The sequence below is a fragment of the Acidovorax sp. FG60 genome, from assembly GCF_057808995.1.
This window is the reverse complement of the sequence record NZ_JBMDJC010000022.1, coordinates 1-25,237: the sequence shown is the minus strand read 5'-3', so window position 1 is coordinate 25,237 and position 25,237 is coordinate 1. Positions and strand designations below refer to the sequence as shown.

At 62.2% G+C, this 25,237-nt stretch carries 21 protein-coding genes and 2 tRNA genes; 3 read left to right on the top strand and 20 right to left on the bottom strand.

What is annotated here, in order from left to right:
• The first annotated feature begins 8 nt into the window (after nt 1-8).
• Nucleotides 9-1,145 carry a PilT/PilU family type 4a pilus ATPase gene (locus ACODS0_RS23515; protein WP_121422036.1) on the top strand — a complete coding sequence of 379 codons (1,137 nt, stop codon included), beginning with the start codon at nt 9-11 and terminating at the stop codon, nt 1,143-1,145.
• A 167-nt stretch (nt 1,146-1,312) separates the two neighbouring features.
• Nucleotides 1,313-2,227: an NAD(P)-dependent oxidoreductase gene (locus ACODS0_RS23510; RefSeq protein ID WP_488837488.1), complete on the top strand. Its 915-nt coding sequence runs from the start codon at nt 1,313-1,315 to the stop codon at nt 2,225-2,227.
• A gap of 223 nt (nt 2,228-2,450) precedes the next feature.
• Here ACODS0_RS23510 and ACODS0_RS23505 read toward each other — a convergent pair whose 3' ends face one another.
• The 3 genes from ACODS0_RS23505 to ACODS0_RS23495 form a co-directional block, all read right to left on the bottom strand.
• Complete coding sequence (locus tag ACODS0_RS23505) at nt 2,451-3,122, bottom strand: BON domain-containing protein (protein ID WP_055398400.1); 672 nt, start codon at nt 3,120-3,122, stop codon at nt 2,451-2,453.
• The gene (locus tag ACODS0_RS23500; protein WP_121422035.1) at nt 3,119-3,721 is read right to left on the bottom strand and encodes an SIS domain-containing protein; all 603 of its coding nucleotides are present in this window, start codon (nt 3,719-3,721) and stop codon (nt 3,119-3,121) included. Before ACODS0_RS23500 ends, ACODS0_RS23505 begins: the two co-directional genes overlap by 4 nt.
• Before the next feature lie 100 nt (nt 3,722-3,821).
• On the bottom strand, nt 3,822-4,232 hold the full coding sequence (locus ACODS0_RS23495; protein WP_488837485.1) for a YraN family protein: 411 nt from the start codon (nt 4,230-4,232) through the stop codon (nt 3,822-3,824).
• On the opposite strand from ACODS0_RS23495, the gene rsmI reads away from it, so the two are divergent.
• Nucleotides 4,232-5,191 (top strand): 16S rRNA (cytidine(1402)-2'-O)-methyltransferase, encoded by a 960-nt coding sequence (gene rsmI, locus ACODS0_RS23490; RefSeq protein WP_488837483.1) that lies wholly within the window; start codon nt 4,232-4,234, stop codon nt 5,189-5,191. The two genes, ACODS0_RS23495 and rsmI, sit on opposite strands and share 1 nt — an antisense overlap.
• Nucleotides 5,192-5,323: 132 nt before the next feature.
• Here the strand turns inward: rsmI and ACODS0_RS23485 are convergent, their stop codons facing one another.
• From ACODS0_RS23485 to ACODS0_RS23405, 17 genes are all read right to left on the bottom strand, one after another.
• Nucleotides 5,324-6,580, bottom strand: coding sequence for an Hsp70 family protein (locus ACODS0_RS23485; RefSeq protein WP_488837481.1), 1,257 nt, complete (start codon nt 6,578-6,580; stop codon nt 5,324-5,326).
• A 223-nt stretch (nt 6,581-6,803) separates the two neighbouring features.
• A tRNA-Phe gene (locus ACODS0_RS23480) sits at nt 6,804-6,879 on the bottom strand.
• Between the two features lie 66 nt (nt 6,880-6,945).
• Nucleotides 6,946-7,629: a response regulator gene (locus ACODS0_RS23475; RefSeq protein ID WP_121422031.1), complete on the bottom strand. Its 684-nt coding sequence runs from the start codon at nt 7,627-7,629 to the stop codon at nt 6,946-6,948.
• Nucleotides 7,630-7,668: 39 nt separating this feature from the next.
• Complete coding sequence (locus tag ACODS0_RS23470; protein ID WP_488837479.1) at nt 7,669-9,966, bottom strand: sensor histidine kinase; 2,298 nt, start codon at nt 9,964-9,966, stop codon at nt 7,669-7,671.
• A complete protein-coding gene (locus tag ACODS0_RS23465; RefSeq protein WP_055398521.1) occupies nt 9,963-10,520 on the bottom strand; it encodes a DUF4390 domain-containing protein in 558 nt (185 codons plus the stop codon). The genes ACODS0_RS23470 and ACODS0_RS23465 overlap by 4 nt, the downstream gene beginning before the upstream one ends.
• A gap of 61 nt (nt 10,521-10,581) precedes the next feature.
• On the bottom strand, nt 10,582-11,892 hold the full coding sequence (gene rsmB, locus ACODS0_RS23460; protein WP_488837477.1) for a 16S rRNA (cytosine(967)-C(5))-methyltransferase RsmB: 1,311 nt from the start codon (nt 11,890-11,892) through the stop codon (nt 10,582-10,584).
• 190 nt (nt 11,893-12,082) lie between these two features.
• Nucleotides 12,083-12,667, bottom strand: coding sequence for a LemA family protein (locus ACODS0_RS23455; RefSeq protein ID WP_488837475.1), 585 nt, complete (start codon nt 12,665-12,667; stop codon nt 12,083-12,085).
• Between the two features lie 156 nt (nt 12,668-12,823).
• Complete coding sequence (gene rpoC, locus ACODS0_RS23450) at nt 12,824-17,059, bottom strand: DNA-directed RNA polymerase subunit beta' (protein ID WP_055398513.1); 4,236 nt, start codon at nt 17,057-17,059, stop codon at nt 12,824-12,826.
• Between the two features lie 21 nt (nt 17,060-17,080).
• Nucleotides 17,081-21,193 carry a DNA-directed RNA polymerase subunit beta gene (gene rpoB / locus ACODS0_RS23445; RefSeq protein WP_055398512.1) on the bottom strand — a complete coding sequence of 1,371 codons (4,113 nt, stop codon included), beginning with the start codon at nt 21,191-21,193 and terminating at the stop codon, nt 17,081-17,083.
• Nucleotides 21,194-21,460: 267 nt separating this feature from the next.
• Complete coding sequence (gene rplL / locus ACODS0_RS23440) at nt 21,461-21,838, bottom strand: 50S ribosomal protein L7/L12 (RefSeq protein ID WP_008907085.1); 378 nt, start codon at nt 21,836-21,838, stop codon at nt 21,461-21,463.
• Nucleotides 21,839-21,878: 40 nt separating this feature from the next.
• On the bottom strand, nt 21,879-22,403 hold the full coding sequence (rplJ, locus tag ACODS0_RS23435; RefSeq protein WP_055398511.1) for a 50S ribosomal protein L10: 525 nt from the start codon (nt 22,401-22,403) through the stop codon (nt 21,879-21,881).
• Nucleotides 22,404-22,636: 233 nt separating this feature from the next.
• Complete coding sequence (gene rplA, locus ACODS0_RS23430; RefSeq protein WP_055398510.1) at nt 22,637-23,332, bottom strand: 50S ribosomal protein L1; 696 nt, start codon at nt 23,330-23,332, stop codon at nt 22,637-22,639.
• Nucleotides 23,333-23,764, bottom strand: coding sequence for a 50S ribosomal protein L11 (gene rplK / locus ACODS0_RS23425; protein ID WP_010467238.1), 432 nt, complete (start codon nt 23,762-23,764; stop codon nt 23,333-23,335).
• A gap of 163 nt (nt 23,765-23,927) precedes the next feature.
• Entirely contained in the window at nt 23,928-24,524 is a 597-nt protein-coding gene (nusG, locus tag ACODS0_RS23420; protein ID WP_082437456.1) for a transcription termination/antitermination protein NusG, read from the bottom strand.
• Nucleotides 24,521-24,907 carry a preprotein translocase subunit SecE gene (gene secE, locus ACODS0_RS23415; protein ID WP_121422025.1) on the bottom strand — a complete coding sequence of 129 codons (387 nt, stop codon included), beginning with the start codon at nt 24,905-24,907 and terminating at the stop codon, nt 24,521-24,523. Before secE ends, nusG begins: the two co-directional genes overlap by 4 nt.
• A gap of 91 nt (nt 24,908-24,998) precedes the next feature.
• Nucleotides 24,999-25,074 (bottom strand) — tRNA-Trp (locus tag ACODS0_RS23410).
• Nucleotides 25,075-25,088: 14 nt separating this feature from the next.
• On the bottom strand, nt 25,089-25,237 hold a 149-nt coding region (locus tag ACODS0_RS23405; RefSeq protein ID WP_019923558.1), incomplete at its 5' end, for an EF-Tu C-terminal domain-related protein.

Below are 25,237 nucleotides of genomic sequence, written 5' to 3'. Positions count from 1 at the left end.
AACTTCTGATGGAACGCGATCAGGCCAGTAAATTCATCAATGACCTGCTCAAGTTGATGGTGGGCCGCAACGGCAGCGACTTGTTCATCACCGCAGACTTTCCACCCGCCATCAAGGTGGATGGCAAGGTGACCAAGGTGTCGCCCCAGCCCCTCTCCCCCAACCACACGCTCACGCTGGCGCGCGCCATCATGAGCGACAAGCAGGTGGCCGACTTTGAACGCACCAAGGAGTGCAACTTCGCCATCTCGCCCTCCGGCATCGGCCGCTTTCGCGTCAACGCCTTCATCCAGCAAGGACACGTGGGCATGGTGATGCGGACGATTCCGCTCACGCTGCCCACCATCGACGGCCTGGGCGTGCCGCAGGTGCTCAAGGAAGTGACGATGACCAAGCGCGGCCTGTGCATCCTGGTGGGTGCCACGGGCTCGGGCAAATCGACCACGCTGGCCGCCATGGTGGACTGGCGCAACGAGAACTCGTTCGGCCACATCATCACGGTGGAAGACCCGGTGGAATTCGTGCACCCGCACAAGAACTGCGTGGTCACGCAGCGCGAAGTGGGGCTGGATACCGACAGTTGGGAAGCGGCCCTCAAGAACACGCTGCGCCAGGCGCCCGACGTGATCCTGATGGGCGAAATCCGCGACCGCGAGACCATGGAACATGCCGTGGCCTTTGCCGAAACCGGCCACCTGTGCCTGGCCACGCTGCACGCCAACAGCGCCAACCAGGCGCTGGACCGTATCATCAACTTCTTCCCTGAAGAGCGCCGCGCGCAGCTGCTGATGGATTTGTCGCTGAACCTGCGCGCCATGGTCTCGCAGCGCCTGATCCCCAAGCAGGACGGCAAGGGCCGTGCGGCTGCGGTGGAGATCATGCTGAACACGCCGCTGATCTCCGACCTGATCTTCAAGGGCGATGTCTCCGAGATCAAGGAGATCATGAAAAAGAGCCGCAACCTGGGCATGCAGACCTTTGACCAGGCGCTGTTCGACCTGTACGAGGCACACGTGATCAGCTACGAAGACGCGCTGCGCAACGCCGACTCGCTCAATGACCTGCGCCTGCAGATCAAGCTCAACAGCCAGCGCGCCAAGTCGCCAGACCTGGCTTCGGGTACCGAGCATTTCGCGATCGTGTGACAACCCCCTGAGCGGCTGCGCCGCTTCCCCCTTCTCTCGCGCGGCGCGCGGGAAGGGGGACGACGCCAGTGGCCTGGCAAAGCCAGTCCCACGGCGTCCGCTGGCCCAGGCCGCGCCAGTTTCAAACGCCGTCGACATGGCGTCCTTTTCTCACAAGAACCATTTCCATGCCAAGCACCAACCCCCGCAACTACGACGCCACCCCTTCCCGCAAGGTCGCCTTTCTGGGCTTGGGTGTGATGGGCTACCCGATGGCCGGACACCTTGCGCTGGCCGGGCATGAGGTGACGGTTTACAACCGGACCGCTACCAAATCAATAGCTTGGTGCGCAGAGTATGCAAGCGCCAAGGCGCCAAAACATGCTGCAACGCCGCGCGAAGCCGCCGCGGGCGCGGACATCGTGTTTTGCTGCGTGGGCAACGACGATGACCTGCGCTCTGTGACGCTGGGTGCGGACGGCGCCTTTGCGGGCATGAAGCCGGGTGCGATTTTTGTGGACCACACCACGGCATCGGCCGAGGTGGCGCGCGAGCTGTACGCCGCCGCCCAGGCGTTGGGCCTGCAGTTTGTGGATGCCCCCGTGTCGGGCGGCCAGGCCGGCGCGCAGAACGGCCTGCTCACCGTGATGTGCGGCGGCGATGCCGCAGCCTTCGAGGCAGCCCAACCCGTGGCCATGGCGTTCTCGCGTGCCTTTACGCTGCTGGGTGCCAGTGGCTCGGGCCAATTGGCCAAGATGGTCAACCAGATCTGTATTGCCGGGCTGGTGCAGGCCCTGTCCGAGGCCGTGGCCTTTGGCCAGAACGCGGGGCTGGACATGAAACAGGTCCTCGACGTGATCGGCAAAGGCGCCGCCCAAAGCTGGCAGATGGACAACCGTGGCAAGACCATGGTGGACGGCATGTTCGACTTTGGCTTTGCCGTGGACTGGATGCGCAAGGACCTGGGCCTGGTGCTCGATGAGGCCAAGCGCAACGGTTCACGCGTGCCGGTGACGGCCCTGGTGGACCAGTTTTATGCCGATGTGCAGAAAATGGGAGGCAACCGCTGGGATACATCGTCCCTCATCCAGCGGTTGAAATAGGCTCCCCCCTGAGTCGCTTCGCGCCTTCCCCCCTGAGGGGGGACGCACCCGGTGGCCCGGCAAAGCCGGTTCCACGGGCGCGCTGGCTTGTGCAGCGCCGGTTTCACGCCGCAGCGCGCGGGGCAAAATCCCCAAGAAAAAATCCCGGGCCGCAGGATGCGGGCCGGGATTTTTGCTGCACGGGTGGTTGGCTGTGCTGGCCGCCAAGCCTGCTAAACGGCCTTCAGCCCCCAGAGGGCTTGGTGTCATCCGTGGTGACGGGTGCAGGCTGCGGAGCGATGCGGCGCAGTTCTTCTTCCGAGACAATCTCGAACACACGCACCACCTTGCTCACGCCGCTCACCCCGCGCGCAATCTCGGTGGCGCGGTTGGCTTCGCGCTGCGACACACGGCCCATCAGGTAGACAACGTTGCGCTCGGTCACCACCTTGAAGGAATTGGCCGAGATGTCCTGCGCGTCCACCAGGCTGGCGCGGACCTTGCCGGTGATGAAGGTGTCGTTGGAACGCTGGCTCAGGGTGCTGGAGAAGGTGGTGATGGTCAGGTCGTTCACCACCGAGCGCACGTTCTCCACCTGCGACACCAATTGCTCGACGGCCTGGCGCTCCTGCGCATTGGGGACTTCGCCCGTCAGCAGGGCCTGGCGGTTGTAGCTCGTCACGTTCACGTGCACGCGGTCGCCAAACGTCTCGCGGATACGGTTGGCCGCGCGCAGTTCGATGCCTTCATCCTCGATCTGGGTGCCCGCCGTGCGGCGGTCCACGGCCATCACGCCACCCACCACGGCGCCCCCGACGATCAGCGGCGCGCAGGCCGACAGGCCTGCAGCGAGGGCGGCAGCGGCCAGCACGGTGCACACCGTGCGCTGGGTACGGTTCATGGTTGTTTGCTTCATAGCGGATTCTCCTGTTCACCAAGTAACTGGGCGTCCACACCATCGCTCAGGCAATGCAGCACCAGGGCATGGACTTCGCGCACGCGCGCTGCGCGGTCGTGGGGCACGCTGATCAACACGTCGGTTTCGCGCAGCATGGCGGCCAGCTTGCCGCCGGTGCGGCCGGTCAGCACCACCACGGTCATGTCGCGCTCGTGGGCGGCTTCGGCAGCGGCCAGCAGGTTGGCGTCGTTGCCGGACACCGACAGGGCCAGCAGCACGTCACCGGCCTGGCCCAGCGCACGCACCTGGCGGGCAAACTGCTGGGCGGCGTCGTGACTGCCTCCTGTGGCGGCCGTCAGCAGCGTGCTGTCGGAGGTCAGGGCCAGCGCTGCCAGCTCGGGGCGTTCGCGCTCGAAACCCGCCACGCAAAACGCAGCGAACTGCTGCGCCTCCGCGGCCGAGGGACCGTTGCCACAGGCCAGCACCTTGCCGCCGCTGGTCACACAGGCCAGGACGGCCTGCACGGCGGCGGCGATGGGATGGCTCAAAACCTGCGCGGCCTGGTACTTCAGGTCGGCGCTGTCGATGAAATGCTGTTGGATGCGTTGCTCAAGCATGAGGGCTCGATGATACCCGCCGCGTGTTACAGCTTTTGTAGCAAACCGTAGTCACTGGCATTGCTTTGGAGCCCGAATGGGGGACAGGGAACGGATGGGGTCACTGCGCATCAAAGGCAGCCTTGAGCCACTGCACCGAAGCCTCGACCAGCACCACATCAAAGCGGCAGGGCGGCGGCGATGGCAGGCGCAGCAGGTAGTGCCGGGCCGCAAAAATGATGCGCTGCTGCTTGGCTGCACCGATGCTGGCCCCCGCGCCGCCGAACGCGCTGCCCGCCCGGCTGCGCACCTCCACAAACACCAGCGTGCCATCCCGCTCTCGCATCACTAGGTCAATCTCGCCACCGCCGCGCCCGGGCGTCCGATAATTGCGCACCACCAATTGCAGGCCAGCCGCCTGCAGATGGGCCAAGGCCTGGTCCTCCGCCACATTGCCGCGTTCGCGCGTGGTGGCGGCGGGGGCAGCCGGGCCAGAGCCCCCCGCCGGTTTTCTCTTTCCAAGGAATTTCATTGAGCGCATCTTTCGCTTCAGCCCAGGGCGCCGCGCGCGAAGCGGCGGCTGCGCAACATTATCCCGAGGGCGCCTTGTACGTGGTGGCCACGCCCATCGGCAACCTGGCCGACATCACCCTGCGCGCACTGCACGTGCTGCAAATGGCCGACACCGTGGCCTGCGAAGACACGCGCCACACGCAGTCCATGCTGCGCGCCTACGGCATCGACAAAGGTGCCGCCCAGCTGCTGGCCGTGCACCAGCACAACGAGGCCGAAGCCGCGCAGAACGTGGTGCAGCGGCTGCAGCTGGGCCAGCGCGTGGTCTACGTGAGTGACGCTGGCACGCCCGGAGTGAGTGACCCTGGCGCCCGGCTCGTGGCCGCCGTGCAGGCGGCGGGCCTGCGGGCCGTGCCCCTGCCCGGCGCCAGCAGCATCACCACAGCGCTGAGTGTGGCAGGCGCAGTGGCCCACAGCACTGAACATGGCGGTTTTGTGTTCGCAGGGTTTCTACCCGTGAAGAACGCCGAACGCGCCACGGTGATTGCGCAGCAGCTGGCCCCGGAGCCGCGCTGCGTGGTGCTGCTTGAAGCCCCCCACCGCATCAACGAGCTGGCCCAGGCCCTGGCGGTGCTGGGTGATCGTCCGGTAACGCTGGCACGGGAGCTGACCAAGCAGTTCGAGGAAGTGACCACGCGGCCCGCCCGGGAGCTGACAGCTTGGCTGGACGGCGCACCCCAGCGCTCGCGCGGCGAGTTTGTGGTGCTGCTGCACCCGGTGGCGGTGGCCAGCGACGATGGCGCCAGCCTGCGGGTGTTGCGCCTGCTGGTGCAGGAGCTGCCGCTGAAAACCGCCGTGCGCCTGGCTGCCGAGATCACGGGTGCATCGCGCAATGTGCTGTACGACACGGCCCTGGCGTGGAAGCGCAGCGGCTCGAGCGGTGAAGATGAGGACGAAGCAGGCGACGCCGGGAGCTGATAGCACCTCGAATTTCAGGCCAAATTGGCACCTAGCGCTTGATGGAGAAGCGCTGATAGCTATATTTTTAATAGCATTTCATCCACCACAGCAAATCCACCACCGGCCCTGGTGCCGCAGCCCCCTCCGGATCTATCGCCCTGACACCGCCAACCCGGCCGCCACACCGCCAAACAAATCGCCTTCCACCTGGGGAATGTCGGGAAACGCCGCTTTGAGCGCCTGCCGCAGCGGCCGCAGGGCCGACGAGCCCCCGGTGAGATAGATCGCATCCAGCCCCTGCACACCCAAGCCCGCCAGCTGCACACATTCCTGCGCGCAGGCCACCACCTGTTCGAGGGGCTGCAACAGGAACTGCGCCAGCCCCTCGGGCGTGACGGCGGCGCCCAGCCCTGCCTCGATCCAGTCCAGCGGCATGGGCGCGTCGGCATCGGCCAGCGACGCGGCGATCTTGGCCTGCTCCACCGTGTTGGCCATGCGGTGCCCCAGGCGCTCGTGCAGCACCCGCATGAGCCGCGCGTGCAGCCGCGCATCGGAATAGTCGGTGCGCAGGTTCTGCGCATCGCGCAGTGCACGCGGCGAGTACAGCCACTGGATCAGGTGCCAGGTGGACAGGTCAAAAAACACCCGGCTGGGCACCTCGCGCCCCGTGGGCCCGGTGTGCCGAAACCCGAGCAAGGGCATCAACAGGTCCAGGCTCAGCCGCCGGTCAAAGTCGGTTCCACCCACGTGGACGCCGGTGGTGGCCAGCACATCGCTGCCGCGCTCGGCGCGCGCCATGCGCTCCGGCCCCAACCGCACCACTGTAAAGTCCGAGGTACCCCCTCCAATGTCCACCACCAGCACCAGCGACTCGTGCGCGATGCGCTGTTCGTAGTCCAGCGCTGCGGCAATCGGCTCCAGCTGGAACGACACCTCGGCAAACCCCGCATCCAGCGCAGCCTGGCGCAACGCATCTTCCGCCTGCTGATCGCGGTCGGCATCCCCATCCACAAAATGCACCGGCCGCCCCATCACCACCCGGGCAGGCATGCCGCCCAGTTCATCGCGCGCCTTTTGCACCAACATGCGCAAGAAGAGGCTGATGATGTCCTGGTAGCTCACCATCTTGTTGTGCACCGCCGTCTTGTCCTGCAGCAGCGCACTGCCGAGCAGGCTCTTGAGAGACCGCATCAGGCGCCCCTCGGTGCCTGCCAGATACTGGCCCACGGCATCGCGACCAAAGTGCGTGCGGTGATCCTCTGCGTTGAAGAACAGTGCGGTGGGCAGTGTGTGCGCACTCCCTTCCAGCGCAATCATCCGCGCCAACCCCGCCCCCTGGCGCACGGCCATCGCGGAGTTGGAAGTGCCAAAGTCGATACCGAGGGTGGTGTCCTTCAGGAGGGGCATGGGTGAAGTGTCGAAGCGATGAGGAAGTGTTCAACGCACACCGGCCACAGCCTCGGTGAACGCAAACATCGGATGCGGCGCTGCGGCGAGAAGAATGCTCTGGGCAGCTTGGTGGCGCGACAGGAGACCCGTCCAAAGCCCCTCCGAGGCACGACCCAGCGCCGTGGACACCGCATGCAGAATGGAAAAAGCCCTTGATTAGCAAAAATCAAGGGCTTTTGTTTGGTGGCCTGGGGCGGAATCGAACCACCGACACAAGGATTTTCAATCCTCTGCTCTACCGACTGAGCTACCGGGCCTGAGCCTCAAATTATAACCAGAAAAAAAGGCCGTTTTGGCGAAACCGCCAATAATTTCTTGCAAGCCTACCCGCGTTTGCCCCGGCCGAGATCGACCCCTAGCTGGCGCAGCTTGCGATAAAGGTGCGTGCGCTCAAGGCCCGTCTTTTCGGCCACGCGCGTCATGGAACCGCCTTCGCGGGCCAAGTGGAATTCGAAATAGGCTTTTTCAAAACCATCGCGCGCTTCGCGCAGGGGGCGGTCCAGGTCAAACCCTTGGTGCGCGTGCGGGCCAGCCTCGACGCCAGCCATGATGGCCGACACAGCAGGCAGTTGCGAAAACGTGGGGTCGGCCGGGGTATGGACGGGCGCTGGGGCCGCAGCCACCGGGGCGGACTGGTGGGCAGCGTTGCGTGCCAGGCCCTGCTCCACCGCCTTGAGCAGCTTTTGCAGGGTGATGGGTTTTTCAAGAAACGAGAAGGCGCCGATCCGGGTGGCCTCTACGGCGGTGTCGATGGTGGCGTGGCCACTCATCATGATCACGGGCATCGTCAGCACGCCCGCTGTGGCCCATTCCTTGAGCAACGAAACCCCGTCGGTGTCCGGCATCCAGATGTCGAGCAGCACGAGGTCGTAGGTGTTGCCTGCCCGGGCCGTGCGCGCCTGGGTGGCGTTTTCTGCGAGGTCTACGCTGTGACCTTCGTCGTTCAGGATTTCCGACAGCAGATCACGAATGCCGAGCTCATCGTCGACCACCAGAATGTTTGCCATGTGTGTTGAAGCGCCTTGGGGTACTGCGGGGCGGTGTTGTTATGACGCCACCGCTGGTTCAGGGGCGAATGATAACGACACTTGGGCCCCCCGCACTACGCCATCTTCGGTCCGATTCGACAAGTCAATGCGCGCACCGTGCTCATCGGCAATCTTTTTGACCACGGCCAGACCCAGGCCGGTGCCCCGGGGCTTGGTGGTGACGTAGGGCTCGAAGGCACGCTGCAGGATGTGCGCAGGAAAGCCCCCACCACTGTCGGATACCGTGAGCCGCACGCGGCGCGAGGACTCACTCCAGCGCGTGCTGATGCGTACCGGGGGCACGGGCTCCGAGGTTCCAGCGCGCGCCTGCTCGGTGGCGTCTTGCGCGTTTTGCAGCAGGTTGTGCACAACCTGCCGCAGCTGCTGCGCATCGCCTGCGATAGAGGGGCAGCGCGGGTCCAGCTCGGCTTCTACGCGCACGGCGGCGTTCTCTTCGCCGTAGAGATGGAGCACGTCGGCCACCAGGGCATTGAGGTCCAGTGCATGGAGTTCTGCAGCAGGCAAGCGTGCGTAATCGCGGAATTCGTTGACCAGCCGCTTCATCGCATCGACCTGGTCCACGATGGTCTTGACGGACTTGGCGAGGATGGCCTGTTCAGTGTCGGGCAGCTTGCCAGAGAGCTTCATTTCCAGCCGCTCCGCAGACAGCTGGATGGGTGTGAGCGGGTTCTTGATTTCGTGCGCCAGGCGCCGCGCCACCTCACCCCAAGCCTGCGCGCGCTGGGCGGAAACAATTTCCGAAATGTCGTCAAAAACCAACAGTCTGGCCGAATCGGGCAGTTCCGCTCCCCGCGCGACGAGGCTGGTAGCGTGTTGCCCGACGCCGCCAGAAGACGCATGCAGCTCAAAAGGCTGCTGCCAGTGGTCCAGTCCATGGCGTTCGTGGTCGCCCAGGAAAGCGTCGAAGTGCCCTTGCACCGACGCCGCAAACTCGGCGAGCCCGGGCACTTCCGACAGGGGTCGCCCCTCATAAGCCGCCATCGGTGCCCGCAGGATGCGGGTGGCCCCCGGATTGGACGATCGGATCAAACCTTGGGCATCCAACACGATCACCCCCGCCGTGAGGTTGTCCAGGATGGTCTGCAGGTTGGCGCGTGCGGCATCGACTTCGCCCATGCTCTGCTCCACGGCATGGCGGGCGTCAGACAACTGCTGGGTCATCAGTGCAAAAGAGCGTGTGAGTCCACCCAGCTCATCCTTGCCCTGCAATGCAGCCTTGGGGCTGAGATTGCCAGCCGCCACCTCGCGCACCCCCTCGGCCAGCACCAGCAGCGGGCGGGCCAGCTGGTTGCCCAGCAATACCGCCAGCAACACGGCGCCAAAGACAGCCAGGAACAGGCTCAGCGTAAGCGTGCCCACATACATGCGCCGCAGTCCCCCACGGGCCAAGGCTCGCTCCTGGTATTCGCGGTTGGCCTCCTGCACGGCAATGGCGTTGGCCACCAGCGCAGGCGGCAGGGGCAATGTGGCCTGCAGGTATCGGGGCTCCACGAGCAAGCCGACGCTGGGGCTGCTGACCAGCGCCAGCACTTTCACGCGCGCATTCTGTGCTGCGGCAGGGTCCGAAATATCGTCCAGGCCCTCGATCTGCGCGGTGGCGCGCTGCTGCCGCACGGTGCGCAGCAACGCCACGCCGGGCCGATCGGGGTTCAGGCTAAAGCGCGATTGGCCTGCACTGGCTACCGCCTGGCCCGCAGCATTCCAGAGCACGACGTCGGTGGCTCCCAGCTGGTCGCGGATGCGCTCCAGCACCAGACCAGCCGCGGCATCAGGCACCTGCGCCACTTGGGCACTGGCATTGCGCGCTTTTGAGGCCATGTCGGCGGCCAGCGAATCCAGCGACACACGGGCCAGGTTCACCCCCGCTGAAAGAGCGCCCTCCACTTTCACATCGAACCAGCTCTCAATGGACCGCGTGACAAACTGGTAGGACACCACATAGATCAGCAGCCCCGGCATCAGACCCACCAGCGCAAAGATGGCCGCAAGCTTGACCAGCAGTCGACTGCCAAAGCGCCCTTTGCGCAAGCGCATGCCCAGGCGCACCGCCACCCACACAAGCACGGCCAGCAGCAGCACGGCCACCAAAACGTTCACGCCAAAGAGCCAGGCGTAGTTGCGCTCGTACAGCGCGCGGTTGTTGGTGGCCAGGGTGAGCAGGAACAACAGCACCATGCCGATAGCCGACATGATGGCTGCCCCAACCCCCACGGCCCAGCGCACGGCGCGCGACTGGCGTGCGGCAGCATGGGCCGACGCGGAAGCTCCCGTCTGGGAAGACTCTGGAGGGCTCACTTGGCGACGGTCTCTGCAGCCAGGCGTTGGCTGCGGGACACCAGGAGATTCCAGCCCGAGCGCCCCACGGCACCGATCTGGAAGGGTCGGGGCAACTGCGACATATCAAGCCGGAACCGGAAATTGACCGTATGGACGGCGTCTGACTCAATGACATCGCGTTCTGCGATCTTCCATCGCGAAATGCGCTGAATGGCCGACAACGCATCGGCATAACTGTCAAAATTCTGCCCCAAAACCACACCCAGGCCACTGTTGGTGAAAGGTACCGGGGAGATGTTCAGACGCCAACGTCGCGTCAACGGCTGGTAACTTAGCCGCAGATAGCGGGTGGTTTCAGCCACTTGGCGGTCAGACCAGTACCAGCGGTCTCGCAAAACCTGGGCCTCGGCCACGAAGAACATGGGAATGCCCTTGTACAGCGCATCCTCGGCAAGCTCCGGCAGCACAAATTGCAGTGTGGCGCTGAGGTAGAGGCCATCCTCGGCACGGTCCAGCCGAAGTTCGCCCACCTCGGGGTCCACCGGCTGGCCAGCGATGGCCGACTGCACCATTGCGGCCCATGCCACCAAGAGATAGAGCGCACAGATCGCCACCCAATGAGCCCCACGGAACTCATTGCGGCGATTTTTGCAACAGTGCGTAAAAAAATCCGTCGTGGTCACCCGACTGATTGTCCGGGACAGCTCCGGGCTTGTCCCCGTTGGCGGGAATTAAATGACCCGGCGACGGCAGCAATTGCGCATCGGTGTTGTGTGCAAGAAACGTTTGCACCTGGTCGTCGCCTTCGGCACGGAACACGGAACACGTGCAATACAGCAGCCGTCCGCCAGGGCGCAACAGCGGCCACAGGGTCTTGAGCAACCGGGCCTGCAGGCCTGCAAGCTGCGCAATATCGCTCTCGCGGCGCAGCCAGCGCACATCCGGATGGCGGCGCACGATGCCCGAGGCCGTGCAGGGCGCATCCAGCAAGATGGCATCGAACTGCGCACCATCGCAATGCTGCTGCCACCAGTCTTGCGGACGCGCCGCATCAGCCACCACCACTTGAGCGCGCAGCCCCAGGCGCTGCAAGGTCTCACCAATGCGCGCGCTGCGGGTGGCATCGATCTCCAGCGCAGTGACCTGTATCGGAGCACCAGCGCCCGCCCATTCCAGAAGGTGGGCGGTTTTACCCCCGGGCGCCGCACAGGCGTCAAGCACCCGCACAGGCCGGGTGAGGTCCAGACCTTCAAGCAACAGGGGCGCAGCCATCTGGGCTGCGGCATCCTGCACCGAGACCCAGCCCTCCTCAAACCCCGGCAGCGATTGCACGGGCACGGGGTGCTGCAATACCAGCCCTACACTCCCAGACGGATTTGCTTCTAAATTGATAGCTTTCAGCGCTTTCTGGTAAAGCGCTAGATTGCTTTTTTGTGCATTGACCCGCAGCGTCATCGGTGCGTGGGCATTGTTGGCCTGCAGAATCTGCTCCCAGTGCTGGGGATGGTCCTTGCGCAGGCGCTCGACCCACCACACCGGATGGTTCCAACGGGCCAGCGGATCGCCATCGGTGCGGGCAACCAGCGCTTCGCGTTCGCGCAGAAAGCGGCGCAAGCAACCGTTGAGGAATGAAGCCTGCGCACGCGTGGACGCGCTGCGTTTGGCCGCTTCCACCACCTGGTTCACCAAGGTGAACGGCTCGTACGGCGACTCCTCAGGGTTCCAGCACAGCGCCAGCGCCGTACACAACAGCGCATCCGCAGCCGGTGGAGGCGTGCGTGCAACCATCTGGCGACGCAACGCCTCGGCCCGTCCGGCCTGGCGCAGCACCTGGAACAGGAGAGACTGCACCCCAGGGCGCAGAGCTGTGTCTACCGCCGCCAGTGCTGCGGTGCCCGACTGCCCGGCGCGAATGGCCTGCAAGGCACTGGCCACAGCCTCCAACTGTTGCCATAACGCTACGGGCTGGCTGCCCGCCCCCGGGCGACTGGCACCGACCGGGCCGGAAAGCGTCCGGTCACGGGCTGGCGCATTGTTGGCTCTGTCGGCTCGCTTGTTAGGCCCGGGGCGGGACGCAGGGCGTGGGGGTTGTTGTCTTGGTGCGGGTGGGTTCATTGTGGTCCTGGCAACCTTTCTACAGCCTGCGGGCGGCCTTGAATCCGAACACCCAGGCCAGCAGGTTGGCTGGAAACTGGGCAATGGCAGCGTTGTAGTGCAGCACCGCTTCGTTGAAAACACGCATCGCCTGGTCGTTCTGCAGAACATGCTCGTCCCACCGAACCTGCCACAGCGATGGGGAAACGGGCGGCGCGTCCGCAGCGGCGGTAGCCACAGACGTCTGCGCCCGGGTCGCTTGCCCACTGTTGTGTGTGGCCTTCTGCCAGGACGCATGGAGCACCTCGCGCGCTGCCGCCAAGGCGGCCACCGCATCTGGCTGCAAGGGACGCGCCCGCGCCATGGCCAAGGATGCGCTCAACTGGGTGGTGGCGCCTTGGAGTGCCGCCATCTCTGGCTCCGTGCCACATGCCAAGGGGGCCTGCTGTACGGCTTGCGCCGCACCATACTCACCCATCAAAGACAGCTGGCGCACCATGTGAGCGTCAAAGCTGCCAAACGCCTGCACAACGGCCGAGCGCAGCCGCATCAGGCGGTTGTAGGCGCCCAGCGCCCAAAAAGCGGCAATGGCAAAAACAATCCAGAAAAGGGGCGATGACCACATGCACAGTTGCCGTCCTCGCGTGCACCACGCGTTACGGCCCGATAAGGAAATAAGGGAGAAAGGCGAAGACTACGAAAGATCGAAGTGCGGGTTCCAGAAAAAAGCTCCCGGCCTGCCAGGGACAGGACGGGAGCTTTTCAGAGGCGGCCCGAAGGCTTAGTCAGCGGCTGCGTCGGTCGCGGTGGAGGTGCTGCCCTCGACTTCCGTTGCTTCACCCTGGGCTTCCATCTCGGCGGCTTCGGCTTCAGCAATGGCGCGGCGCTCGGCGTCGTCCATGGCGTCCTTGGCCTTGCGTGCCTGGTGGTAGGCCATGCCGGTACCGGCCGGGATCAGGCGACCCACGATCACGTTTTCCTTCAGGCCACGCAGCTCGTCGCGCTTGCCCATGATGGCAGCCTCGGTGAGCACGCGGGTCGTTTCCTGGAAGGAAGCGGCCGAGATGAACGAGTCGGTCGACAGCGAAGCCTTGGTGATACCCAGCAGCAGGTTGCTGTAGGTCGCGGGGATCTTGCCTTCGGCCTGCAACGCATCGTTGGTGTTGAGGATCTCGGAACGCTCGATCTGTTCACCGGCGATGTAGTTGGACTCGCCAACGTTCTCGACCACGACGCGGCGCAGCATCTGGCGAACGATCACCTCGATGTGCTTGTCGTTGATCTTCACACCCTGCAAGCGGTACACATCCTGCACTTCATCAACGATGTAGCGCGACAGCTCTTCGATACCCAGCAAACGCAGGATGTCTTGTGGGTCGGCCGGGCCGTCCACAATCGATTCGCCCTTGTTCACCACCTGGCCTTCGTGCACCAGGATGTTCTTTTCCTTGGGCACGAGTTCTTCGAACACATGGCCTTCAGGATCAGTGATCTGCAAGCGGACCTTGCCCTTGGTTTCCTTGCCGAACGACACGGTACCGGTCATCTCGGCCAGCGTGCCCTTGTCCTTCGGCGTACGGGCTTCGAACAGCTCGGCCACACGGGGCAGACCGCCGGTAATGTCGCGGGTTTTCTGACCTTCGACCGGAATACGCGCCAGCACTTCGCCGGGGCCCACATCCTGGCCGTCGCGCACCTGAATCAGAGCGCCCACCTGGAAGCCGATGGTCACCGAGTGGTCGGTGCCAGGGATCTTCACTTCGTTGCCCTGGGCGTCGATCAGCTTCACCTGCGGACGCACGACCTTGGCAGCACCACGGCGCTTCGGATCGATCACCACCAGCGTGGACAGGCCGGTCACTTCGTCGACCTGCTTGGCCACCGTGAGACCTTCTTCGACGTTCTCGAACTTGGTCTGACCGGCGAACTCGGTGATGATGGGGCGCGTCAGCGGATCCCAGTTGGCGAGGATGGTGCCAGCCTTGATGGTCTGGTCGGCCTTGACCGTCAGCGTTGCACCGTAAGGAACCTTGTGGCGTTCGCGCTCGCGGCCATGCTCGTCGTGGATGATGATTTCACCCGAACGCGCAATCACCACCAGCTCACCCTTGGTGTTGCTCACGTAGCGCATCGTGGCGTTGAAGCCGATCACGCCGTTGGACTTGGCTTCCACGCTCGATGCGATGGCAGCGCGCGATGCCGCACCTCCGATGTGGAACGTGCGCATGGTCAGCTGCGTGCCGGGTTCACCGATGGACTGGGCAGCAATCACACCCACGGCTTCGCCGAGGTTGATCAGGCCGCCACGGCCCAAGTCGCGGCCGTAGCACTTGGCGCACAGGCCGTAGCGGGTTTCGCAGGTCAGCGCCGTGCGAACCTTCACTTCGTCCACGCCAGCCGCTTCGAGTTCTTCGATGAGGTCTTCGTCGAGCATGACACCCGCCGAGACCAGCACCGAGCGGTTCTCGGGGTGCAGCACGTCTTCAGCCGCCGTGCGGCCCAGGATACGGTCGCGCAGCGATTCGATCACTTCACCGCCTTCGACGATGGCGCGCATCAGCGAGCCATTGGAAGTGCCGCAATCTTCTTCGGTCACCACCAGATCCTGCGTCACGTCCACCAGACGGCGGGTTAGGTAACCCGAGTTGGCGGTCTTCAGCGCCGTGTCGGCCAGACCCTTACGGGCACCGTGGGTGGAGATGAAGTACTCCAGCACGTTCAGACCTTCGCGGAAGTTCGCGGTGATAGGCGTTTCGATGATCGAGCCGTCTGGCTTGGCCATCAGACCCCGCATACCGGCCACCTGACGAATCTGGGCTGCAGAACCGCGAGCGCCAGAGTCGGCCATCATGTAGATGGAGTTGAAGGACTCCTGGTCCACTTCCTTGCCGTGGCGGTCCATGACCTTCTGCTTGGACAGCTGGGCCATCATCACCTTGGACACTTCGTCGCCGGCCTTGCCCCAGATGTCCACCACCTTGTTGTAGCGCTCGCCAGAGGTGACCAGACCGGACACATACTGCTGTTCGATCTCCTTCACTTCCTTCTCGGAACGCTCGATGATGCCGGCCTTTTGTGGCGGCACCAGCATGTCATCAATGGCGATCGAGATGCCGGCGCGCGTGGCCAGACGGAAGCCGTTTTGCAGCAGCTTGTCGGCGAACACGACCGTTTCCTTCAGACCGCACTTGCGGAACGAGACGTTGATCAGGCGCGAGATTTCCTTCTTCTTGAGCGCCTTGTTCATGTTGGAGAACGGCAGGCCCTTGGGAAGAATCTCGGACAGCAGCGCACGGCCGGCCGTGGTTTCCACGAGCGAGGTGGACGGAACGAATTCGCCCGTTTCCTTGTTCTTGGTCCACTCGGTCATGCGCACCGTGATCTTGGCGGCCAGTTCGACCTCGCCAGCGTCCAGAGCACGTTGCACTTCTCCGGTATCGGCAAACACCAAGCCTTCACCCTTGCCGTTGATGCGATCGCGGGTGGCGTAGTACAGGCCCAGCACCACGTCCTGCGAAGGAACGATGGAGGGTTCGCCCGACGCAGGGAACAGCACGTTGTTGGAGGCCAGCATCAGCGTGCGGGCTTCCATCTGCGCTTCCACCGACAGCGGGACGTGGACAGCCATCTGGTCACCGTCGAAGTCGGCGTTGAAGGCCGCGCAAACGAGGGGGTGCAGCTGAATGGCCTTGCCTTCGATCAGGATGGGCTCAAAGGCCTGGATACCCAAACGGTGCAGCGTAGGCGCACGGTTCAGCATCACGGGGTGCTCTTTGATCACCTCTTCCAGGATGTCCCACACCACGGGGGTGCCGGATTCGACTTCCTTCTTGGCGGCCTTGATCGTCGTCGCGATGCCCATGGCTTCGAGGCGCGAGAAGATGAAAGGCTTGAACAGCTCCAGCGCCATCAGCTTGGGCAGGCCGCACTGGTGCAGCTTGAGCGTTGGGCCCACGGTAATCACGGAACGACCGGAGTAGTCCACGCGCTTGCCCAGCAAGTTCTGGCGGAAACGGCCGGACTTGCCCTTGATCATGTCGGCCAGCGACTTCAGCGCGCGCTTGTTGGCGCCCGTCATGGCCTTGCCACGGCGGCCGTTGTCCAGCAGCGAGTCAACCGCTTCCTGCAGCATCCGCTTTTCGTTGCGGGCGATGATTTCAGGGGCCTTCAGCTCCAGCAGGCGGCGCAGACGCGAGTTGCGGTTGATGACGCGGCGATACAGGTCGTTCAGGTCGGAGGTCGCAAAGCGGCCGCCGTCCAGCGGCACCAGCGGACGCAGGTCCGGTGGCAGCACGGGCAGCACTTCGAGCACCATCCACTCGGGCTTGATGCCCGACTTCTTGAACGCTTCCAGCACCTTCAGGCGCTTGGCGTTCTTCTTGACCTTGACTTCAGAGCCGGTCAGGTCGCCACGCAGGCGCTCAATCGACATGTCGATGTCGATGGATTCCAGCAGGTCCTTGATACCCTCAGCGCCCATCTTGGCGATGAATTCGTCGCCGTATTCCTTGCGCTTGGCGTCGTAGTCGTCCTCGGACATGATGCTGAACTTCTTCAGCGGCGTCATGCCGGGGTCGGTCACCACGTAGGCTTCAAAGTACAGCACGCGCTCAATGTCGCGCAGCGTCATGTCCAGCACCAGGCCCAGACGCGATGGCAGCGACTTCAGGAACCAGATGTGGGCGCACGGTGCGGCCAAGTCGATGTGACCCATGCGCTCGCGGCGCACCTTGGTCTGCGTGACTTCAACGCCGCACTTCTCGCAGATCACACCACGGTGCTTGAGGCGCTTGTACTTGCCGCACAGGCATTCGTAGTCCTTGATAGGACCAAAAATCTTGGCGCAGAACAGGCCGTCGCGCTCGGGCTTGAACGTGCGGTAGTTGATGGTTTCGGGCTTCTTCACTTCGCCGAAAGACCACGAACGGATCTTTTCGGGCGAAGCCATGCCGATCCGGATGGCATCGAAATGCTCGTCCGGCGTAAATTGCTTGAACAGGTCGAGTAGCGATTTCATAGTGACTCTTTCCTTTTCTGCTTAGGAGCGTTCCAGCTCGATGTCCAGGCCCAGCGAACGGATTTCCTTGACCAGCACATTGAACGATTCCGGCATGCCGGCTTCGATGGCGTGTTCGCCCTTGACAATGGATTCGTACACCTTGGTACGGCCCACCACGTCGTCGGACTTCACGGTCAGCATTTCCTGCAGGACGTAGGCGGCGCCGTAAGCTTCCAGCGCCCACACTTCCATTTCCCCGAAACGCTGGCCACCAAACTGCGCCTTACCACCCAGCGGCTGCTGCGTGACGAGCGAGTAAGGACCGGTCGAGCGCGCGTGCATCTTGTCGTCCACCAAATGGTGCAGCTTCAGGTAGTGCATGTAGCCAATGGTGGTCGGACGCTCGAAGCGTTCGCCCGTACGGCCATCGAACAGGTACGCCTGCGTGCGGGTGGGCGTGAGGCCCTTGCGCTCTGCAATGTCGTCTGGGTAGGCGATCTTGAGCATGTCCTTGATTTCTTCTTCCGAAGCACCATCGAACACGGGGGTCGCATAAGGCACACCGTTGGTCAGGTTGGCAGCCATGGCCATCACGTCGTCATCGCTGAGCAGCGACAGGTCTTCCGTGCGGCCGCGCGAGTTGTACACCTCTTCGAGGAACTTGCGCATGTCGGCGGCCTTGGCCTGTTCCTGCAGCATGTTGCCGATGCGTTGGCCAATGCCCTTGCCGGCCCAGCCCAGGTGGACTTCCAGCACCTGACCAATGTTCATCCGCGAGGGCACGCCCAGCGGGTTCAGAACGATATCGGCAGGTGTGCCGTCGGCCATGTAAGGCATGTCTTCGACCGGAACGATCTTGGAGACCACACCCTTGTTACCGTGGCGGCCGGCCATCTTGTCACCTGGCTGCAGACGGCGCTTGACGGCCAAGTACACCTTGACCATCTTCAGCACGCCAGCTGGCAACTCGTCGCCTTGCGTGAGCTTCTTGCGCTTTTCTTCAAAAGCCAGGTCGAAGCTGTGGCGCGTCTGCTCCAGCGCGTTCTTGATGGACTCGAGTTGCGTAGCTACTTCGTCTTCAGCCGGGCGGATGTCGAACCAGTGGAACTTCTCTACGGACGACAGGTAGGCCTTGTCGATCTTCGTGCCCTTGGCCAACTTCTGCGGGCCGCCGTTGGCCACACGGCCGTTCAGCAGCTTTTCGATACGGTCAAAAGCGTCGGCTTCCACAATGCGCAGCTGGTCGTTCAGGTCCAGGCGGAAACGCTTGAGTTCATCGTCGATGATCTGCTGGGCGCGCTTGTCACGCTGGATGCCTTCACGGGTGAACACCTGCACGTCGATCACGGTGCCCGACGAGCCCTGGTCCACGCGCAACGAGGTGTCCTTCACGTCGGAAGCCTTCTCGCCGAAGATGGCGCGCAGCAGCTTCTCTTCAGGCGTGAGCGTCGTTTCGCCCTTAGGCGTGACCTTGCCCACCAGCGTATCGCCGGGTTGCACCTCGGCGCCCACGTAGATGATGCCGGACTCGTCCAGGCGGTTCAGTTGCTGCTCAGACAGGTTCGGAATGTCGCGCGTGATTTCTTCGGCGCCCAGCTTCGTGTCGCGCGCCATCACCACGAGTTCCTCGATGTGGATCGAGGTATAGCGGTCTTCGGCCACCACGCGTTCGGAGATCAGGATCGAGTCTTCGAAGTTGTAGCCGTTCCAAGGCATGAACGCGATCAGCATGTTCTGGCCGATGGCGATTTCGCCGAAGTCCGTCGATGCGCCGTCGGCGATCACGTCACCCTTGACCAGCATGTCGCCCTTCTTGACGATGGGGCGCTGGTGGATATTGGTGTTCTGGTTGGAACGCTGGTACTTGATGAGGTTGTAGATGTCCACACCCACTTCACCGGCCACGGCTTCGGCATCGTTGACGCGGATCACGATACGGGTCGCATCCACATAGTCCACCACACCGCCACGGGTCGCCGTCACGACGGTGCCCGAGTCCACGGCAGCCACGCGCTCGATGCCCGTGCCCACCAGCGGCTTTTCAGGACGCAGCACTGGCACGGCCTGGCGCGACATGTTGGCGCCCATCAGCGCGCGGTTCGCATCATCGTGTTCCAGGAAGGGCACCAGCGAAGCCGCGACCGACACGATCTGCGCGGGCGACACGTCCATGTACTGCACGCGGTCTGCACCACACAGAATGGATTCACCCTTCTCACGGGCAGACACCAGATCACCCGTCAAACGGCCATCCTTGTCGAGCACGGCATTCGCCTGCGCGATCACGTACTTGCCTTCTTCGATGGCGGAGAGGTAGTCGATCTCGTTCGTGACCTTGCCATCCACCACGCGACGGTAAGGGGTTTCGATGAAACCGTACTCGTTCAGCCGAGCGTACAGAGCCAGCGAGTTGATCAGGCCGATGTTAGGGCCTTCAGGCGTTTCGATAGGGCAGACGCGGCCGTAATGGGTTACGTGCACGTCGCGCACTTCGAAGCCTGCGCGTTCGCGGGTCAGACCACCCGGGCCCAGGGCGGAAACACGGCGCTTGTGCGTGATTTCGGCCAGCGGGTTGGTCTGGTCCATGAACTGCGACAGCTGCGACGCACCGAAGAATTCCTTCAGGGCGGCCGAAATCGGCTTGCTGTTGATCAGGTCGTGGGGCATGAGCGGCTCTTGCTCGGCCTGGCCCAAACGCTCCTTCACGGCCTTTTCGATACGTGCCAGGCCCGTGCGGTACTGGTTTTCGGCCAGTTCGCCCACGCAACGCACGCGGCGGTTGCCCAGGTGATCGATGTCATCGACTTCGCCGTTGCCGTTGCGCAGGTCCACCAGAATCTTGACCACAGCCAGGATGTCTTCGTTGGACAGCACCATGGGACCAGTGGATTCGTCGCGGCCAATCTTGGCGTTGAACTTCATGCGGCCCACACGCGACAGGTCGTACGTGTCGGGGTTGTAGAACAGGCGCTGGAACAGGGCCTGCACGGCGTCTTCCGTTGGCGGCTCGCCGGGGCGCATCATGCGGTAGATGGCCACGCGTGCAGCAAATTCGTCCACCGTTTCGTCGATGCGCAGGGTCTGCGACATGTACGCCCCCTGGTCGAGTTCATTGGTGTAGATGCACTGTACGTCTTGCACACCAGCGCTGCGCAGCTTCTTGAGCAGCGCTTCGGTCAGCTCGTCATTGGCCTTGGCGATGATCTCACCAGTGTCCGCATCCACAATGTTGCGGGCCACGACACGACCGATCAGGAAGTCTTCGGGCACGCTAATGTGCGTCGTGCCAGACTGTTCCAGTTCGCGGGTGTGGCGAGCCGTGACACGCTTGTCCTTGGCCACAACAACCTTGCCAGACTTGTCGGTGATGTCAAAACGGGCCACTTCACCACGCAGACGCTCGGACACAAATTCCATTTGTGCACCGCTGTCCATCAGACGGAAGTTATCGTTGACGAAGAAGTTCGCCAGGATAGATTCTGGATTCAGGCCGATGGCCTTGAGCAGGATCGTGACCGGCATCTTACGGCGACGGTCCACGCGGAAGTACAGGATGTCCTTGGGGTCGAACTCGAAGTCGAGCCACGAACCACGGTAAGGAATGATGCGTGCAGAGAACAGCAGCTTGCCCGAGCTGTGGGTCTTGCCCTTGTCATGCTCGAAAAATACACCCGGCGAACGGTGCAGCTGCGACACGATCACACGCTCGGTGCCGTTGATGATGAACGAGCCCTTGTCGGTCATCAGGGGCACTTCACCCATGTAGACCTCTTGCTCCTTCACTTCCTTGACCACCTTGGACTGCGAGGTCGAGGACTCGCGGTCATAAATGATCAGTTGCACCTTGGCGCGCACAGCCGAGGCGAAAGTCAGACCACGGGTCTGGCACTCGCGCACATCAAAAGCCGGCTTGGCCAGGTTGTATTCAATGAACTTCATCTCCACAAAACCGTTGTGGGAGACGATAGGAAAGGCAGCGTCGAATGCAGCCTGAAGGCCTTCGATGGTTCTTTTCTGGGGTGCTTTATCAGCCTGCAAGAAAGCGGTGTAGGCGTCCTTCTGCATCTGCAGCAGATAAGGAACTTCGAGCACGCTATCGCGGGTGCCGAAACTTTTGCGAATTCGCTTGCGTTCGGTGTAGGAATAGGCCATGAGATCTCCGGGCAAAGACATGAGTCCTGGGTCTTCGACGACTGACCCGCAAGGAGCGCTGTCCTTACGGGCTTGGCGGTTGGCCACTACCAACCATGGCGGACGGTGATGCGTTGCACATCACCCGAACCAAGGCGTCTTCTGCTGTCGGGGTTGTCAGAAGACACTCAAAAACCAGCGTTTGCACGGCGGCTTTCGGGTGCGCTCTGAAAGCACCAAAGGCTGGAGGCCCTTTGAGGAGCACTCCAGCCCTTGAGCAAGACCGAATTACTTGAGTTCGGCCTTGGCGCCGGCTTCCACCAGCTTCTTGACGGCTGCTTCGGCGTCGGCCTTGGCAATGCCTTCCTTGACGTTCTTGGGAGCGCCGTCCACCAGATCCTTGGCTTCCTTGAGGCCCAGGCCGGTGATTTCGCGCACTGCCTTGATGACGGACACCTTGTTGGCGCCAGCTTCGGTCAGCACCACGTTGAATTCCGTCTTTTCTTCAGCAGCAGCAGCGCCAGCGCCACCACCAGCGGCAGCAGGAGCAGCCATGGCTGCAGCGCTCACGCCAAACTTCTCTTCAATGGCCTTCACCAGGTCATTGAGTTCCAGAACCGTCATGCTGTCCAGCGCGGTCAAAAATGCGTCTTTATCGAATGCCATTTTGATTTCCTAACAATTGTGTTGGTTGTCTGCCGGGCTATCAAGCCGCAACAGGTTCGGCGGCCGGTGCGGCTGCGCCTTCGCCTTTTTTCGCCGCCAGTGCGCCCAGCACAACGGCCGTACGCGACATGGGGGACATAAGCAAGCCACAAATCTGAGCCAGCAGAACTTCCTTGGAAGGAATGTTGGCCAGTTGCTTAACGCCGTTCACGTCCAGGGCCTTACCACCGAAAGCGCCACCGCGAATCACCAGCTTGTCGTTGGTTTTCGCAAAGTCAGCCACCACTTTCGCGGCAGCCACGGCGTCTTCGGAGAAGCCATAGATCAGAGGACCGGTCATCTGGTCAGCCACCACGTCAAACGCGCTGCCAGCCACAGCACGGCGGGCCAAAGTGTTCTTCAGAACACTCAGGTTCACGCCCTTGCTGCGAGCTTCCACACGCAGTTTGGTCATGTCGGCGACCGTGATGCCACGGTATTCCGCGATCACAAGCGTTTGAGCTTTAGCGGCGAGGCTGGTCACTTCACTGATGACCGCTTCTTTCTCACTGCGATTAAGACTCAAGGTCTACTCCTTAAATTGTGCATTCAGGCTTGCGCCCTCGTACACGCTCTTGTTGCAGCGACCAACTGTTTCGGAATGAATTCCATCTGCAGCGGGATCGCCATCTGCGTTGGCCCCGGAGGGATTAAGTGCAAGGCTGCACACCAACGGTCTTGGATGACCTGGAGATGGTTGTTGCACCACCCCAGCCCACCACATCAGGCCCTTGCAGGCCCGAAGATTTTTTACCGCAATTACGCTGCGATGGATTGTGTGTCCACGCGGACGCCAACGCCCATCGTGGAGGACACAGCGACCTTGCGCAGGTACAGACCCTTGCTCGAAGCAGGCTTGGCCTTGTTCAGAGCGTCGATCAGTGCAGCCAGGTTCCCTTGCAGCTTTTCATTGTCGAACGACCGGCGGCCAATAGTGCTGTGCACGATACCGGCCTTGTCCACACGGAACTGCACCTGACCAGCCTTGGCGTTCTTCACAGCCGTAGCCACGTCGGGGGTAACCGTGCCCACCTTGGGGTTTGGCATCAGGCCACGTGGGCCAAGGATCTGACCCAGGGTACCCACAACGCGCATGGCGTCAGGAGCAGCAATCACCACGTCGAAGGGCATGTCACCAGCCTTCACCATGGCAGCCAGGTCATCCATGCCAACGATGTCAGCGCCAGCAGCCTTGGCTTCTTCCGCCTTGGCACCTTGCGCGAAGACGGCCACACGGGTCGTCTTGCCAGTACCGTTGGGCAACACTACAGCGCCACGCACCACCTGGTCGGACTTCTTGGCATCAATGCCCAGTTGAACAGCCACGTCGATGGATTCATCGAACTTAGCAGTAGCAGCTTCCTTCACCAGAACCACGGCATCTGCAAAGGCGTACAGCTTGGTGCTGTCAACCTTGCCCTGCAGGGCCTTTTGCTTTTTTGTCAACTTGGCCATTTACAAACCCTCCACCGTCACGCCCATCGAGCGAGCGGAACCAGCCAGCGTACGGACAGCAGCGTCAACATTCGCAGCATTCATGTCCTTCATCTTGGTCTTGGCGATTTCTTCGAGCTGTTCGCGCGTGATCTTGCCAACCTTGGTCTTCAGCGGATTGGAAGAACCTTTTTCGAGCTTGATAGCCTTCTTGATCAGAGTCGTCGCAGGCGGCGTCTTGATGATGAAGGTAAAGCTCTTGTCCGCGAACGCCGTGATGACCACGGGCAGTGGCAGACCTGGCTCCACACCTTGGGTCTGCGCATTGAATGCCTTGCAGAACTCCATGATGTTGAGACCACGCTGACCCAGTGCAGGGCCGATGGGTGGGGATGGATTGGCCTTACCAGCTGGAACTTGCAGCTTGATAAAACCGACGATTTTTTTCGCCATGTTTTACTCCTTACGGGTCATAACGCTGTTGTCGCACCACGCAACAACTGGCTCCCCGGGGTTAACGACTCGCTATCACGATGTTCGCACCGAGTCGAAAAGTGCGGCATCCAACTGCTTACCCTGGGCTTGCCAGGGAGAACTTAGGTGTTATCCGAAAGACCTATGTCTTTTCGACCTGCCCAAACTCCAGCTCGACGGGCGTGGAGCGACCAAAAATCATCACGGAGACCCGCACGCGGCTCTTTTCGTAATTGACCTCTTCAACCGAACCATTGAAGTCGGTGAAGGGACCTTCCTTGACACGTACAAGTTCGCCGACCATGAATTCGATCTTGTGGCGAGGCTTGTCTGTGCCTTCCTGCATCTGACTGACGATTTTCTGGACTTCCTCTTCAGAAATCGGCGCAGGGCGATTTTTCGCCCCCCCTACAAACCCCGTCACCTTGTTGGTGTGCTTCACCAGATGCCAAGTGTCATCGTCCATCACCATCTCGACGAACACATAGCCAGGAAACAAGCGACGCTCTGTCGTCTTGCGCTGGCCGTTCTTCATTTCGACCACTTCCTCAGTCGGCACAAGAATGCGACCAAACTTGTCCTGCATACCCGAGCGACCAATTCGCTCCTGAATGTTGCGCTCCACAGCCTTTTCCATGCCCGAGTAGGCATGGACAATGTACCAACGCAGGTCGGGATTTGCCGAAGCAGAAGCGCCTGCAGGAGCTTCTGCTCCAGTGATTTCCGCAGCGGTTGTCATGACTTTCTCCAGCCCAAAATCAAGTCGTACAAGACCCATTCCAGCGTCTTGTCTGTGAACCACAGGAAAAGGGCCATGATCACCACAAAGGCGAATACGTAGGCCGTCATCTGCAGGGTTTCCTTGCGGGTGGGCCAAACGACCTTCTTCACCTCGCGCCAAGCGTCTTTGGCAAAGGCAACGAACTGGCGACCGGACTCCGACACCAAGAACACGCCAGCAGCAGCAGCCAACCCAACGATCAGCGCAGCCCACTGCACCACAGCGCCTTGTTTTCCCAACAAATAGAAGCCTGCAACCGAAGCGATGACCAGGGCCACCACCGCAGCGAGCTTGGCCTTGTCTGCGCCTGTATTGACTGTTTCAACCTGTGAGGTGGCCATCTTTGAGTATTTCCTGCTTCCGATGCACGGCATCACTTAAGACACCGAAGCCCGCCAGGGTCTGGCGGGCTTGTTTTGGGCCACATTCAAGTGGCAGGGGCAGTAGGAATCGAACCTACAACCTTCGGTTTTGGAGACCGACGCTCTGCCAATTGAGCTATACCCCTGTATACCTTGCTAATTAAGCAATGATCTTGGCCACGACGCCAGCGCCCACGGTACGGCCGCCTTCGCGGATAGCGAAGCGCAGACCTTCTTCCATGGCGATGGGGTTAATCAGCTTCACAGTGATCGACACGTTGTCACCAGGCATGACCATTTCCTTGTCGG

Bases quoted from the DNA above. Each gene is read 5' to 3' on its own strand.
- ACODS0_RS23515 (WP_121422036.1), top strand. From the start codon at position 9: ATGGAACGCGATCAGGCCAGTAAATTCATCAATGACCTGCTCAAGTTG.
- ACODS0_RS23510 (WP_488837488.1), top strand. From the start codon at position 1,313: ATGCCAAGCACCAACCCCCGCAACTACGACGCCACCCCTTCCCGCAAG.
- ACODS0_RS23505 (WP_055398400.1), bottom strand. From the start codon at position 3,122: ATGAAGCAAACAACCATGAACCGTACCCAGCGCACGGTGTGCACCGTG.
- ACODS0_RS23500 (WP_121422035.1), bottom strand. From the start codon at position 3,721: ATGCTTGAGCAACGCATCCAACAGCATTTCATCGACAGCGCCGACCTG.
- ACODS0_RS23495 (WP_488837485.1), bottom strand. From the start codon at position 4,232: ATGAAATTCCTTGGAAAGAGAAAACCGGCGGGGGGCTCTGGCCCGGCT.
- ACODS0_RS23485 (WP_488837481.1), bottom strand. From the start codon at position 6,580: ATGCCCCTCCTGAAGGACACCACCCTCGGTATCGACTTTGGCACTTCC.
- ACODS0_RS23475 (WP_121422031.1), bottom strand. From the start codon at position 7,629: ATGGCAAACATTCTGGTGGTCGACGATGAGCTCGGCATTCGTGATCTG.
- ACODS0_RS23465 (WP_055398521.1), bottom strand. From the start codon at position 10,520: ATGGTGCAGTCGGCCATCGCTGGCCAGCCGGTGGACCCCGAGGTGGGC.
- ACODS0_RS23455 (WP_488837475.1), bottom strand. From the start codon at position 12,667: ATGTGGTCATCGCCCCTTTTCTGGATTGTTTTTGCCATTGCCGCTTTT.
- rpoC (WP_055398513.1), bottom strand. From the start codon at position 17,059: ATGAAATCGCTACTCGACCTGTTCAAGCAATTTACGCCGGACGAGCAT.
- rpoB (WP_055398512.1), bottom strand. From the start codon at position 21,193: ATGGCCTATTCCTACACCGAACGCAAGCGAATTCGCAAAAGTTTCGGC.
- rplL (WP_008907085.1), bottom strand. From the start codon at position 21,838: ATGGCATTCGATAAAGACGCATTTTTGACCGCGCTGGACAGCATGACG.
- rplA (WP_055398510.1), bottom strand. From the start codon at position 23,332: ATGGCCAAGTTGACAAAAAAGCAAAAGGCCCTGCAGGGCAAGGTTGAC.
- rplK (WP_010467238.1), bottom strand. From the start codon at position 23,764: ATGGCGAAAAAAATCGTCGGTTTTATCAAGCTGCAAGTTCCAGCTGGT.
- nusG (WP_082437456.1), bottom strand. From the start codon at position 24,524: ATGACAACCGCTGCGGAAATCACTGGAGCAGAAGCTCCTGCAGGCGCT.
- secE (WP_121422025.1), bottom strand. From the start codon at position 24,907: ATGGCCACCTCACAGGTTGAAACAGTCAATACAGGCGCAGACAAGGCC.